Source organism: Mariniflexile sp. TRM1-10 (assembly GCF_003425985.1).
Lineage (GTDB): Bacteria > Bacteroidota > Bacteroidia > Flavobacteriales > Flavobacteriaceae > Mariniflexile.
In genome coordinates this window covers 478803-491987 of sequence record NZ_CP022985.1, presented here as the reverse complement: position 1 = coordinate 491987, position 13185 = coordinate 478803, and the positions used below count along the sequence as shown (strand labels likewise).

The 13185-nt window shown below is 35.2% G+C and carries 24 protein-coding genes; all 24 read left to right on the top strand.

Going from position 1 to position 13185, the window contains the following annotated elements; genetic code table 11:
* Positions 1-2: 2 nt before the first annotated feature.
* On the top strand, positions 3-2129 hold the full coding sequence (gene fusA / locus CJ739_RS02375; RefSeq protein ID WP_117172457.1) for an elongation factor G: 2127 nt from the start codon (positions 3-5) through the stop codon (positions 2127-2129).
* An 11-nt stretch (positions 2130-2140) separates the two neighbouring features.
* Positions 2141-2446, top strand: a complete 306-nt coding sequence (gene rpsJ, locus CJ739_RS02370) for a 30S ribosomal protein S10 (RefSeq protein WP_111309258.1) — start codon at positions 2141-2143, stop codon at positions 2444-2446.
* Positions 2447-2683: 237 nt separating this feature from the next.
* Positions 2684-3301, top strand: a complete 618-nt coding sequence (rplC, locus tag CJ739_RS02365; protein ID WP_117172456.1) for a 50S ribosomal protein L3 — start codon at positions 2684-2686, stop codon at positions 3299-3301.
* Positions 3301-3930 (top strand): 50S ribosomal protein L4, encoded by a 630-nt coding sequence (gene rplD / locus CJ739_RS02360; protein ID WP_117172455.1) that lies wholly within the window; start codon positions 3301-3303, stop codon positions 3928-3930. Before rplC ends, rplD begins: the two co-directional genes overlap by 1 nt.
* Positions 3931-3935: 5 nt before the next feature.
* Positions 3936-4226, top strand: a complete 291-nt coding sequence (rplW, locus tag CJ739_RS02355; protein WP_117172454.1) for a 50S ribosomal protein L23 — start codon at positions 3936-3938, stop codon at positions 4224-4226.
* 10 nt (positions 4227-4236) lie between these two features.
* Entirely contained in the window at positions 4237-5061 is an 825-nt protein-coding gene (rplB, locus tag CJ739_RS02350; protein WP_117172453.1) for a 50S ribosomal protein L2, read from the top strand.
* 3 nt (positions 5062-5064) lie between these two features.
* Positions 5065-5343, top strand: a complete 279-nt coding sequence (gene rpsS, locus CJ739_RS02345; protein WP_117172452.1) for a 30S ribosomal protein S19 — start codon at positions 5065-5067, stop codon at positions 5341-5343.
* A 6-nt stretch (positions 5344-5349) separates the two neighbouring features.
* Positions 5350-5757 carry a 50S ribosomal protein L22 gene (gene rplV / locus CJ739_RS02340; protein WP_117172451.1) on the top strand — a complete coding sequence of 136 codons (408 nt, stop codon included), beginning with the start codon at positions 5350-5352 and terminating at the stop codon, positions 5755-5757.
* A gap of 9 nt (positions 5758-5766) precedes the next feature.
* Positions 5767-6498, top strand: coding sequence for a 30S ribosomal protein S3 (rpsC, locus tag CJ739_RS02335; protein ID WP_117172450.1), 732 nt, complete (start codon positions 5767-5769; stop codon positions 6496-6498).
* Between the two features lie 21 nt (positions 6499-6519).
* Positions 6520-6939, top strand: a complete 420-nt coding sequence (gene rplP / locus CJ739_RS02330) for a 50S ribosomal protein L16 (protein ID WP_117172449.1) — start codon at positions 6520-6522, stop codon at positions 6937-6939.
* Between the two features lie 13 nt (positions 6940-6952).
* The gene (gene rpmC / locus CJ739_RS02325) at positions 6953-7144 is read left to right on the top strand and encodes a 50S ribosomal protein L29 (RefSeq protein WP_117172448.1); all 192 of its coding nucleotides are present in this window, start codon (positions 6953-6955) and stop codon (positions 7142-7144) included.
* Positions 7145-7156: 12 nt separating this feature from the next.
* The gene (gene rpsQ, locus CJ739_RS02320; RefSeq protein ID WP_117172447.1) at positions 7157-7414 is read left to right on the top strand and encodes a 30S ribosomal protein S17; all 258 of its coding nucleotides are present in this window, start codon (positions 7157-7159) and stop codon (positions 7412-7414) included.
* A gap of 2 nt (positions 7415-7416) precedes the next feature.
* On the top strand, positions 7417-7785 hold the full coding sequence (gene rplN / locus CJ739_RS02315) for a 50S ribosomal protein L14 (RefSeq protein WP_100610627.1): 369 nt from the start codon (positions 7417-7419) through the stop codon (positions 7783-7785).
* 14 nt (positions 7786-7799) lie between these two features.
* The gene (rplX, locus tag CJ739_RS02310) at positions 7800-8111 is read left to right on the top strand and encodes a 50S ribosomal protein L24 (RefSeq protein ID WP_117172446.1); all 312 of its coding nucleotides are present in this window, start codon (positions 7800-7802) and stop codon (positions 8109-8111) included.
* Positions 8112-8113: 2 nt separating this feature from the next.
* Positions 8114-8665: a 50S ribosomal protein L5 gene (gene rplE / locus CJ739_RS02305; protein ID WP_117172445.1), complete on the top strand. Its 552-nt coding sequence runs from the start codon at positions 8114-8116 to the stop codon at positions 8663-8665.
* Between the two features lie 3 nt (positions 8666-8668).
* Positions 8669-8938, top strand: coding sequence for a 30S ribosomal protein S14 (rpsN, locus tag CJ739_RS02300; RefSeq protein ID WP_117172444.1), 270 nt, complete (start codon positions 8669-8671; stop codon positions 8936-8938).
* Between the two features lie 68 nt (positions 8939-9006).
* Positions 9007-9405 (top strand): 30S ribosomal protein S8, encoded by a 399-nt coding sequence (rpsH, locus tag CJ739_RS02295; RefSeq protein WP_117172443.1) that lies wholly within the window; start codon positions 9007-9009, stop codon positions 9403-9405.
* Positions 9406-9416: 11 nt separating this feature from the next.
* Positions 9417-9959: a 50S ribosomal protein L6 gene (rplF, locus tag CJ739_RS02290; protein ID WP_117172442.1), complete on the top strand. Its 543-nt coding sequence runs from the start codon at positions 9417-9419 to the stop codon at positions 9957-9959.
* Between the two features lie 10 nt (positions 9960-9969).
* Positions 9970-10326 carry a 50S ribosomal protein L18 gene (gene rplR, locus CJ739_RS02285; protein WP_117172441.1) on the top strand — a complete coding sequence of 119 codons (357 nt, stop codon included), beginning with the start codon at positions 9970-9972 and terminating at the stop codon, positions 10324-10326.
* Between the two features lie 6 nt (positions 10327-10332).
* Entirely contained in the window at positions 10333-10857 is a 525-nt protein-coding gene (rpsE, locus tag CJ739_RS02280) for a 30S ribosomal protein S5 (RefSeq protein ID WP_117172440.1), read from the top strand.
* Between the two features lie 11 nt (positions 10858-10868).
* Entirely contained in the window at positions 10869-11051 is a 183-nt protein-coding gene (gene rpmD, locus CJ739_RS02275; RefSeq protein ID WP_117172439.1) for a 50S ribosomal protein L30, read from the top strand.
* Positions 11052-11065: 14 nt separating this feature from the next.
* Entirely contained in the window at positions 11066-11518 is a 453-nt protein-coding gene (gene rplO / locus CJ739_RS02270; protein WP_117172438.1) for a 50S ribosomal protein L15, read from the top strand.
* A 15-nt stretch (positions 11519-11533) separates the two neighbouring features.
* Positions 11534-12880 carry a preprotein translocase subunit SecY gene (secY, locus tag CJ739_RS02265; protein WP_117172437.1) on the top strand — a complete coding sequence of 449 codons (1347 nt, stop codon included), beginning with the start codon at positions 11534-11536 and terminating at the stop codon, positions 12878-12880.
* A 9-nt stretch (positions 12881-12889) separates the two neighbouring features.
* Positions 12890-13105: a translation initiation factor IF-1 gene (gene infA, locus CJ739_RS02260; protein ID WP_028289261.1), complete on the top strand. Its 216-nt coding sequence runs from the start codon at positions 12890-12892 to the stop codon at positions 13103-13105.
* Positions 13106-13185: the final 80 nt, after the last annotated feature.

Below are 13185 nucleotides of genomic sequence, written 5' to 3'. Positions count from 1 at the left end.
ACATGGCAAGAGATTTAAAATATACAAGAAATATAGGTATTGCTGCTCATATTGATGCTGGTAAAACAACAACAACAGAGCGTATCCTTTATTATACAGGAGTTTCCCATAAAATAGGGGAAGTACATGATGGTGCTGCAACAATGGACTGGATGGAGCAAGAGCAAGAGCGTGGTATTACTATCACATCTGCTGCGACAACTTGTGAATGGAAATTCCCATTAGAAAATGCAGAGCCAACTCCAGAGACTATGGAATATCATTTCAATATTATTGATACTCCTGGTCACGTTGATTTTACTGTGGAAGTTAACCGTTCATTACGTGTATTGGATGGATTGGTCTTTTTATTTAGTGCAGTTGATGGTGTAGAGCCACAATCTGAAACTAACTGGAGGTTAGCTGACAACTACAAAGTGCCACGTATTGGTTTCGTAAATAAAATGGACCGTCAAGGTGCTAACTTTATGGAAGTATGCCAACAGGTAAAAGATATGTTAAAATCCAATGCAGTGCCAATCGTTTTGAACATTGGTGATGAGATTGATTTTAAAGGTATTGTTGATTTAGTAAAAAACAGAGCTATCGTATGGCATGATGAAACTCAAGGGGCAACTTTTGATGTTATTGAAATACCAGAAGAGCTTAAAGCAGATGCAAAATTACTTCGTGGCAAACTTATAGAAGAGGTTGCCGCTTATGATGAAAATTTGCTTGAAAAATATATGGAAGATGAAGATTCTATTACAGAAGAAGAAGTGCACGCTGCACTTAGAGCTGCTGTAATGGATATGTCAATCATTCCTATGATTTGTGGTTCTTCATTTAAAAATAAAGGGGTGCAGTTCCTATTAGATGCTGTATGTCGTTATTTGCCTTCTCCAATGGATAAGGAAGGTATCGTAGGTATTAATCCTGATACTGAAAAAGAAGAACTTCGTAAGCCAGATGTAAAGGAGCCTTTTGCTGCTTTAGCATTTAAAATTGCTACCGATCCTTATGTTGGTCGTTTAGCATTCTTCCGTGCATATTCTGGTCGTTTAGATGCAGGTTCTTATGTGTTGAACAACCGTTCAGGAAACAAAGAACGTATTTCCCGTATTTATCAAATGCATGCTAATAAGCAAAATGCTATTGATTATATTGAAGCAGGAGATATAGGTGCAGCAGTAGGATTTAAAGATATTAAAACTGGTGATACCCTTTCGGCTGAAAAAAGCCCTATTGTTTTGGAAAGTATGAACTTCCCAGATCCGGTAATTGGTATTGCTGTTGAGCCTAAAACCAAAGCAGATGTTGATAAATTAGGTATGTCTTTAGCTAAATTAGCTGAAGAAGATCCAACATTTACAGTTAGAACTGATGAAGCGTCAGGACAAACGATCATTTCTGGTATGGGTGAGCTTCACTTAGATATTATTGTGGACCGTTTACGTCGCGAATTTAAGGTTGAAGTAAACCAAGGTGCGCCACAAGTAGAATACAAAGAAGCTATTACTCGTAAAGCTGAACACAGAGAAGTTTATAAAAAACAATCTGGTGGTCGTGGTAAATTCGCTGATATCGTATTTACACTTGAGCCAGCTGACGAAGGTAAAACAGGGCTAGAGTTTATATCTGCAATTAAAGGTGGTAACGTTCCTAAAGAATTTATTCCTTCCATTGAAAAAGGATTTAAAATGGCTATGCAAAATGGTCCATTAGCAGGATACGAAGTTGATGCTATGAAAGTAACATTAACTGATGGTTCTTACCATGATGTGGATTCTGATCAATTATCATTCGAATTAGCTGCAAAATTAGGATTTAAAGCTGCTGCAAAAGCTGCAAAAGCTGTAATTATGGAGCCTATTATGAAACTAGAGGTTATTACTCCAGAAGAAAATATGGGTGATATTGTTGGTGATTTAAATAGACGTCGAGGACAAGTAAATGATATGGGTGACAGAGCAGGAGCAAAAACTGTAAAGGCACACGTACCATTATCAGAAATGTTTGGTTATGTAACTACATTAAGAACATTGTCATCAGGTCGTGCAACATCAACTATGGAATTTTCACATTATGCTGAAACACCTTCAAATATATCTGAAGCAGTTATTAAAGCAGCAAAAGGCGTTGAAGCTTAAAATCTAAGAAAATGAGTCAAAAAATCAGAATAAAATTAAAGTCTTACGATCACAATTTGGTAGACAAGTCTGCTGATAAGATTGTAAAAACAGTAAAAAGTACAGGTGCGGTGGTAACAGGTCCAATTCCATTACCAACAAACAAGAAAATTTTCACTGTATTACGTTCTCCACACGTAAATAAAAAGGCTAGGGAACAATTTCAATTAAGCTCTTATAAGAGATTATTAGATATCTATTCTTCGTCTTCAAAAACAATTGATGCTTTAATGAAACTTGAATTACCAAGTGGTGTTGAAGTGGAAATCAAAGTTTAAGTATAAACTTTGATTTACATCCCGAACTTGTTTCGGGATCTCAAAGAAAAGAGATTCCTGCTGTCGCAGGAAGTAAAAATGTCCTTAACGATGGTTAAGGAAAAACGGTAAAATACAATTCAAGGCTGAAATGTATTTTCAGCCTTGAATTTTTTTAAGGTCAAATCGCGAGTTGACCATAAATAGAATAAAAATGACAAGTCGCGACTTGTCAATAACAATAAATAAATAATAAATATGTCTGGGTTAATTGGAAAAAAAATCGGTATGACCAGCATTTTCGATGAAAATGGAAAAAACATTCCATGTACAGTAATCGAAGCTGGACCATGTATCGTTACCCAAGTCAGAACTGAAGAAGTTGATGGTTATAAAGCCGTTCAACTTGGTTTCGATGACGCGACAGAAAAAAGTGCTACTAAAGCTGACTTAGGTCACGCTAAAAAAGCAGGGACTTCTGTAAAACGCAAAATCGTTGAATTCAAAGGTTTTGATAAGGAGTACAAATTAGGTGATGCAATCACTGTAGAGCACTTTGTAGAAGGTGAGTTTGTTGATATTTCTGGAATATCAAAAGGAAAAGGTTTCCAAGGTGTTGTAAAGCGCCATGGATTTGGTGGAGTTGGACAAGCAACACACGGTCAGCATAACCGTTTAAGAGCCCCTGGTTCTATCGGTGCTGCTTCGTATCCTGCAAGAGTTTTTAAAGGAATTCGCATGGCAGGAAGAATGGGTACAGACTCAGTAAAAGTTGAAAATTTAAGAGTTTTAAAAGTAGTAGCAGATAAAAATCTACTAGTTGTTAAAGGTTGTATACCTGGACATAAAAATTCTTATGTAATTATTAGAAAATAATGAAAGTAGCAGTTTTAGATATAAACGGAAAAGATACAGGAAGAAAGGCAGACCTTTCTCAAGATGTATTTGCTATTGAGCCTAATAATCACGCAGTATATTTGGATGTTAAACAATATTTAGCAAACCAAAGACAAGGAACTCACAAAGCGAAAGAGCGTGCTGAGATTTCTGGAAGTACTCGTAAGATTAAAAAGCAAAAAGGAACTGGTACCGCGAGAGCTGGTAGTATTAAGTCTGGAGTTTTCAAAGGTGGTGGTCGTATGTTCGGTCCAAGACCAAGAAGTTACAGCTTCAAGCTTAACAAAAACGTTAAACGTTTAGCGCGTAAATCGGCCTTAAGTATAAAAGCAGGAGAACAATCAATTGTAGTATTGGAAGACTTTAATTTTGATACAGCAAAAACTAAGAATTTTACAGCTATTTTAAAGGCTTTAAACTTAGAAAACAAAAAATCTCTGTTTGTGTTGGGTGGGTCAAATAATAATGTATATTTGTCGTCACGCAATTTAAAAGGTTCGGAAGTCATAACTTCCTCAGAATTAAACACTTACAAGATTTTAAATGCTAGTCAAGTAGTGCTTTTAGAAGGAGCCTTAGAAGGAATTGAAACAAATTTAAGTAAATAGAAACCATGAGTATCTTAATTAAACCTATAATCACAGAAAAAGCGACAGCAAATAGCGAGTTGAGAAACTGCTATACTTTTGCGGTGAATACAAAGGCGAACAAGGTAGAAATCAAAAAAGCGGTGGAAGCTGCTTATGGTGTTTCTGTTGAAAAAGTTCGTACTATAAATGTCCGTCCAGAAAGAAGAACTCGTTATACAAAAACGGGTATTCAACATGGTAAAACAAATGCTGTTAAAAAAGCAATTGTACAACTGGCGGAAGGTGAAATGATTGATTTATACAGTAACATGTAATTAAAGACTAATGTCAGTAAGAAAATTAAAACCAATCACACCAGGACAGCGATTTAGAGTAGTAAATGGATTTGACGCCATTACTACTGATAAGCCGGAAAAGAGTTTACTCGTTCCGAACAAAAGGTCTGGTGGTAGAAACAGTCAAGGAAAAATGACCATGCGCTATATAGGTGGAGGTCATAAAAGAAAGTATCGTATTATCGATTTTAAACGTAATAAAGCTGGTATCCCTGCTGAAGTTAAGTCTATTGAATACGATCCAAACAGAACCGCTTTTATCGCATTATTGAATTATCAAGATGGCGAAAAAAGATATATCATTGCACAAAACGGTTTGCAAGTAGGACAAACTGTAGTTTCAGGAGAAAATGTTGCTCCAGAAATTGGAAATGCAATGCCACTTAGTCAAATTCCATTAGGAACCATTATTTCTTGTGTAGAGTTACGTCCAGGTCAAGGAGCTATTATGGCTCGTAGTGCTGGTGCTTTTGCTCAGTTAATGGCAAGAGATGGTAAGTTTGCAACTATTAAATTGCCTTCTGGTGAAACAAGATTAATCCTTGTTAACTGCTTAGCAACTATAGGTGTTGTATCTAACTCAGATCACCAATTGTTAGTGTCTGGTAAAGCGGGTAGAACAAGGTGGTTAGGAAGACGTCCACGTACAAGACCAGTAGTAATGAACCCTGTTGATCACCCTATGGGTGGTGGTGAAGGTAAATCTTCTGGAGGACACCCACGTTCTAGAAACGGTATTCCAGCTAAAGGTTATAGAACACGTTCTAAAAAGAATGCAAGTAATAAATATATTGTAGAACGTAGAAAGAAATAAGACATGGCAAGATCATTAAAAAAAGGACCGTTCGTTCATTATAAATTAGAGAAAAAAGTGGCTGATAATGTTGAAGCTAACAAAAAAACCGTAATCAAAACGTGGTCTAGAGCCTCTATGATTACTCCGGATTTTGTTGGACAAACTATCGCAGTTCACAATGGCCGTCAATTTGTGCCAGTATATGTAACTGAAAACATGGTAGGTCATAAATTAGGAGAATTTTCACCAACACGTTCATTCCGTGGACATGCAGGTGCTAAAAACAAAGGTAAAAAGTAGTAAGCTATGGGAAGTCGTAAAAAACAAATGGCAGACGCTATTAAGGAAGGAAATAAGCTAGTTGCTTTTGCTAAACTTAATAATTGTCCTACGTCACCGAGAAAAATGCGTTTAGTAGCCGATTTAGTAAGAGGTGAAAAAGTAGAAAAAGCACTTAATATCTTGAAGTTCAATCAAAAAGAAGCTTCGTCTAAATTAGAGAAATTGCTTTTATCGGCAATTGCCAACTGGCAATCTAAAAACGAAGAAGCTAGCATTGAAGATGCAGAGTTGATTGTAAAAGAAATTAGAGTTGATGGAGGAGCAATGTTAAAAAGATTGCGTCCAGCACCACAAGGTCGTGCACACAGAATTAGAAAACGTTCAAACCACGTAACAATCGTAGTTGGAGCTAACAATAACACACAAAGCTAAGATAGAAGTATGGGACAAAAAACAAATCCAATCGGAAATCGCTTAGGTATTATCAGAGGATGGGAATCTAACTGGTACGGAGGTAATGATTATGGAGATAAGCTTGCCGAAGACGATAAGATTAGAAAATACGTACACGTACGTTTAGCTAAAGCTAGTGTAAGTAGAGTAATTATTGAAAGAACTCTTAAACTTGTAACCGTTACTATCACAACGGCTCGCCCAGGTATCATTATTGGTAAAGGCGGTCAAGAGGTAGACAAGTTAAAAGAAGAGCTTAAGAAAATTACTGGAAAAGAAGTTCAGATTAATATTTTTGAAATCAAAAGACCTGAACTTGATGCATTTTTAGTAGGATCTAGTATTGCACGTCAAATTGAAAATAGAATTTCATACAGACGCGCTATAAAAATGGCTATTGCTGCTACAATGCGTATGAACGCTGAAGGAATTAAAGTTCAAATTAGTGGTCGTTTAAATGGTGCTGAAATGGCACGTTCAGAGCACTACAAAGAGGGACGTATTCCTTTATCAACCTTTAGAGCCGATATTGATTACTCACTTGTTGAGGCACACACTACTTATGGTAGATTAGGTGTGAAAGTGTGGATTATGAAAGGTGAAGTATATGGTAAAAGAGAACTTTCTCCGCTAGTTGGATTATCCAAAAAGCAAGGAAAGGCAGGTGCAGCAGGAGCACCACGTGGAGGAAATAATTCTAAACCACGTCGTAGAAAGTAATTTTTTATAAAGTAAAGAGAAATGTTACAGCCTAAAAGAACAAAATTTCGTAAGCAACAAAAAGGACGTATGAAAGGTCTTTCTCAAAGAGGACACCAACTTTCAAATGGTACTTTTGGTATAAAATCACTCGAATCTGAGTTTTTAACATCGCGACAAATAGAAGCTGCACGTATTGCCGCTACACGTTACATGAAAAGAGAAGGTCAACTTTGGATTAAAATATTTCCAGACAAGCCAATAACAAAGAAACCTCTTGAAGTACGTATGGGTAAAGGTAAAGGTGCCGTTGAGTATTGGGTAGCGGTTGTTAAACCAGGAAGAATGCTTTTTGAAGTAGGAGGAGTATCGTTAGACATCGCTAAAGAAGCGTTACGTTTAGCAGCTCAAAAACTACCAGTTAAAACTAAGTTTATAATTGCTCGCGATTACGAAGCATAATTTATTTGATATTATGAAACAATCAGAAATTAAAGAATTATCAGTAGCCGAGTTACAAGAGAAACTTGGTGAAATAAAAAAGAGTTATTCAGACCTAAAATTAGCTCATGCAATATCTCCTTTAGAAAATCCAATCCAGTTACGTAACGTAAGACGTTCAGTAGCTAGAATTGCGACAGAATTAACTAAAAGAGAATTACAATAATTCTGCTACAAGATGGAAACAAGAAATTTAAGAAAAGAACGTATAGGAGTTGTTACTAGTAACAAAATGCAAAAATCAATAGTTGTTGCAGAGGTTAAAAAAGTAAAACACCCTATGTATGGTAAGTTCGTGTTAAAAACAAAAAAATATGTTGCACACGACGAAACAAACGATTGTAACATTGGAGATACTGTAAGAATCATGGAGACAAGACCTTTAAGTAAATCTAAATGTTGGAGATTAGTTGAAATCATAGAAAGAGCTAAATAATTATGGTACAGCAAGAATCAAGATTAAAAGTAGCAGACAACACTGGAGCAAAGGAAGTTTTAACTATCCGTGTTTTAGGTGGTACTAAAAGAAGATACGCATCTGTAGGAGACAAAATTGTTGTTTCTATAAAAGACGCAACACCTAATGGAAACATTAAAAAGGGTGCTGTATCTACAGCAGTTGTAGTACGTACTGTAAAAGAAGTAAGAAGACCAGACGGATCTTATATTAGATTCGACGATAACGCATGTGTGCTTTTAAATGCTCAAGGAGAGATGAGAGGAACACGCGTATTTGGTCCTGTTGCTAGAGAACTTCGTGATAAACAATTCATGAAAATTGTATCATTAGCACCTGAAGTGCTTTAATACATTAATTTAAGATGACAAAGCTTAAAATAAAAACTGGAGATACTGTAAAAGTAATTGCTGGAGACCACAAAGGTGCTGAAGGTAAAGTACAAAAAGTATTAATAGACAAGAACAAAGCGATTGTTGAGGGTATTAACATGGTTAAGAAACATACGAAACCAAGTGCTAAAAACCCTCAAGGAGGAATCGTTGAAAAAGAAGCTCCTATTCATATTTCAAACTTATCGTTGTTGACTTCTAAAGGAGAAACAACAAGAATTGGATATAGAATAGAAGGCGATAAAAAAGTAAGATTTTCAACAAAATCTAATGAAGTAATATAGTTATGGCATATTCACCGAGACTTAAAGAAGAGTATAAAAGCAGAGTAATTGCAGCTCTTACAGACGAATTTGGATATAAAAATGTAATGCAAGTTCCTAAGCTAAAAAAGATAGTAATATCTAAAGGTGTTGGGGCTGCAGTTGCAGACAAAAAGTTAATTGACTACGCAGTAGAAGAATTAACTACAATATCTGGACAAAAAGCTATAGCAACAATTTCTAAAAAAGACGTTGCATCTTTCAAATTACGTAAAGGTATGCCAATTGGGGCAAAAGTGACTTTACGTGGCGAGAGAATGTATGAGTTTTTAGATCGTTTAGTTACTTCTGCACTTCCACGTGTAAGAGATTTTAACGGAATAAAAGCTACAGGATTTGACGGACGTGGTAACTACAATTTAGGTGTTACCGAGCAAATTATATTCCCAGAGATTAATATTGATAAAGTTAATAAAATCTCAGGTATGGATATTACATTTGTAACTTCTGCTGAAACTGATAAAGAAGCAAAATCATTATTAACCGAATTAGGATTACCTTTTCAAAAGAACTAAGTTATGGCTAAAGAATCAATGAAAGCCCGCGAGGTAAAAAGAGCTAAAACAGTAGCTAAATATGCTGAAAAACGTAAAGCTTTAAAAGAAGCTGGAGATTATGAAGCATTACAAAAGTTACCAAAAAATGCTTCTCCTATTCGTATGCATAATAGATGTAAATTAACAGGAAGACCTAGAGGGTATATGAGAACATTTGGAATTTCTCGTGTAACTTTTAGAGAAATGGCCAATAACGGTCTTATTCCTGGAGTTAGAAAAGCAAGTTGGTAATATTATTTAAATAATCAGATTTAAGGTTCAACATAGGTTGAAAACCAAAATCACAAAATCAATTCATTATGTACACAGATCCAATTGCGGATTATTTGACAAGAATTAGAAATGCAGTGCGTGCTAACCACAGAGTGGTTGAGATACCAGCATCTAATCTTAAAAAAGACATCACTAAAATATTATTCGAACAAGGATATATTTTAAGTTACAAGTTTGATGATTCTTCAGTACAAGGTACTATTAAAATAGCGCTTAAGTACAATAAGGAAACTAAAGAGCCTGTAATAAAACAGATTCAAAGAATAAGTAAACCAGGTTTACGTAAATATGCAAGTTCAAAAGAACTTCCTAGAATTCTTAATGGTTTAGGTATTGCCATCGTTTCTACTTCTCATGGAGTAATGACAGGTAAACAAGCTAAAAGAGATAATGTAGGTGGAGAAGTATTGTGTTACGTTTACTAAAAAGATAAGATATGTCAAGAATAGGTAATAACCCAGTAGTAATTCCAGAAGGCGTTACAGTTGATATAAAGGACGGAGTAGTTACAGTAAAAGGAAAATTAGGAGAATTAACTCAAAATTACGATTCTGTAAATATTAAAGTTGAAGATGGAAATGTTTTAGTAACACGTTCTTCTGATTCTAAAGATCAAAAAGCTAAACATGGTTTATATAGATCATTAATGCTAAACATGATTGAAGGCGTTTCTAAAGGATGGACTAAAGAATTAGAATTAGTAGGGGTAGGATACAGAGCTAGCAACCAAGGTCAAAAACTGGAATTAGCTTTAGGTTTCTCTCATGCTATAGTTATGAGTTTAGCTCCAGAAGTTAAAGTTGAAACAGTTTCAGAAAAAGGAAAAAACCCAATCATTAAACTAACATCTCACGATAAGCAGCTTGTTGGACAAGTTGCTGCTAAAATCCGTGGATTTAGAAGACCAGAACCTTACAAAGGTAAAGGTATCAAGTTTGTTGGTGAGGTATTAAGAAGAAAAGCAGGTAAATCAGCTTAATAAGTAAGTTATGGCATTGACAAAATACGAAAGAAGAATAAGAATTAAAAGCAGAATACGCAAGATAGTTTCTGGTACAGAAGCTAGACCGAGATTAACTGTTTTTAGAAGCAATAAAGAAATTTATGCTCAAGTTGTAGATGACGTAACTGGTGTAACAATCAGTGCAGCATCTTCAAGAGATAAAGATATTAGTTCTGCAAAAGCAACTAAAATTGAAGTAGCTAAATTAGTAGGTAAGGCGCTTGCTGAAAAAGCTTTAAAAGCAGGTGTAGAGACTATCGCTTTTGATAGAGGTGGTTATTTATATCATGGTAGAGTAAAATCATTAGCTGAAGGAGCTAGAGAAGCAGGACTTAAATTCTAAGAAATTATGTATCGTAAATATAAAAGCGCAGAATTAGTAAAACCAGGTGGATTAGATCTTAAAGATCGTTTAGTTGGTGTACAAAGAGTTACAAAAGTAACTAAAGGTGGTAGAGCATTTGGTTTCTCAGCAATTGTTGTAGTTGGTGATGAAGCTGGTGTTGTAGGACAAGGTTTAGGAAAATCTAAAGACGTTGCTAGTGCAATTGCAAAAGCTGTTGAAGATGCTAAGAAAAACCTGGTTCGTATTCCTTTAAAAGGGAAAACTTTACCGCATGAGCAAAAAGGTAAATTTGGTGGAGCAAGAGTAAACATTATTCCTGCTGCCCAAGGTACAGGTGTTATTGCTGGTGGTGCTGTAAGAACAGTGCTTGAGGCAGTTGGTGTACATGATGTATTATCAAAATCTCAAGGATCATCAAATCCTCATAACGTTGTAAAAGCAACTTTTGATGCTTTATTACAATTAAGGGATGCCAATACCATTGCTCGAGATAGAGGTATTTCACTTGAACAAGTATTTAAAGCTTAATACAGACAGAGATGGCAAAAATTAAAGTAACAAAAGTTAAAAGCGCAATCAATTGTCCGCTAAGACAAAAACGAGTATTAATATCTCTAGGTCTTAAAAAGATCGGTCAGGTAAAAGAGCACGAAGCTACATCAAGTATTCTTGGTATGGTAAGTAAAGTAAATCACTTAGTTTCTGTTGAAGAAATTAAATAATAATATACTGAAAAATGGATTTAAGTAATTTAAAACCTGCAGAAGGTTCAGTTAAAAATCAAGGAAAAAGAATAGGACGTGGACAGGGTTCTGGTAAAGGTGGTACGGCAACCCGTGGTCACAAAGGTGCTAAATCCCGTTCTGGTTATTCTAAGAAAATAGGATTTGAAGGAGGTCAAATGCCACTTCAAAGACGTGTTCCTAAATTTGGTTTTACTAACGTTAACCGTGTAGAGTATCAAGGTATCAATTTAGATACCTTACAACAATTGGTTGATGATAAAAAAGCAACTGACACCGTAGATTTTGAAACATTATTCACTAACCGTTTAATTGGAAAAAACGACCTAGTTAAAATATTAGGTAGAGGTGAGTTAAAAACAAAATTAAAAGTATCAGCACATAAATTTACTGCTTCAGCAAAAGCTGCTATCGAAGCTGCTGGAGGAGAAGCTGTAACGTTATAAGACCTTATTGTAAGTATGAAATTTATAGAATCGTTAAAGAATGTTTGGAAAATAGAAGAACTAAGAAACAGAATCATAGTTACACTTGGTCTGTTATTGGTTTACCGTTTTGGTGCTCAAGTAGTGCTGCCAGGTATTGACGCTGCCCAATTAGAGGGTTTAGCCGATAGTGCCGATGGTGGTTTATTAGGGTTACTTAATGCTTTTACAGGTGGTGCTTTTGCAAATGCTTCGGTTTTTGCATTGGGTATCATGCCATACATTTCAGCTTCTATTGTTGTTCAGTTAATGGGAATAGCAATTCCTTATTTACAAAAACTACAAAAGGAAGGTGCTAGTGGTCAAAAGAAAATTAATCAAATTACACGTTGGTTAACTATTGCAATCTGTTTGTTACAAGCACCAGGTTATTTAGCTAGTTTACCAGCATTGGGAATACCTACAAGTGCATTTTTACTAGGCACAGGACCATTATTCTATTTCTCTTCTGTTACTATTTTAGTAACAGGCTGTATCTTTGCCATGTGGTTAGGAGAAAAAATTACCGATAAAGGTATTGGTAATGGTATTTCCTTATTAATTATGGTGGGTATTATAGCAACAATGCCAGCATCATTTATTCAAAATGCAGCTACAAGATTGGAAGGTAACAACGTGATGCTTATTCTTTTTGAATTGGTATTATGGTTCGTTATCATTCTTGGATGTATTATGTTAGTTATGGCTGTTAGAAAAATTGCAGTACAATATGCAAGAAGAACTGCTTCAGGCGATTACGAAAAAAGCGCCATGGCAGGTTCTAGACAGTATATTCCATTAAAGCTTAATGCTTCTGGAGTAATGCCTATTATATTTGCACAGGCAATTATGTTTGTTCCTAGTTTAATTGGTGGCTCTTCACTTTTAAAAGAAACTACTTTTGGATCTTGGATGCAAACTAACTATGCAGATATTTTCGGGTTGGCCTATAACATCACATTTGCTATATTAATTATAATATTCACATATTTTTATACAGCAATTACGGTGCCTACCAATAAAATGGCAGACGATTTAAAACGTAGTGGTGGTTTTATTCCTGGTATTCGTCCAGGTTCTGAAACTTCTGAATATTTAGATAAGATAATGTCTCAAATTACCTTACCGGGTTCTATATTTTTAGCATTCATAGCTGTGTTCCCAGCGTTAATAGTTAAAATTATGGGCGTTCAACAAGGATGGGCATTATTTTTTGGAGGCACTTCATTAATCATTTTAGTGGGTGTAGCTATAGATACTATGCAACAAGTAAACTCTTATTTGTTAAATAGACACTATGATGGCTTGATGAAAACAGGTAAAAATAGAAAAGCAATAGCTTAATATTATACTATGGCAAAACAGGCAGCAATAGAACAAGATGGAACCATTATAGAAGCATTATCAAATGCGATGTTCCGTGTTGAATTAGAGAACGGTCACATTGTGACAGCACATATTTCCGGTAAAATGCGTATGCATTATATTAAATTATTGCCAGGAGATAAAGTGAAATTAGAAATGAGTCCTTATGATTTATCTAAGGCGAGAATAACTTATAGATACTAAAGATTAAGTTGAAAAGTTATAAAGTAAAAAGTTAATACTTAAACAACTTTAAACTTTAAACTTTAAACTTTTAAACTAGA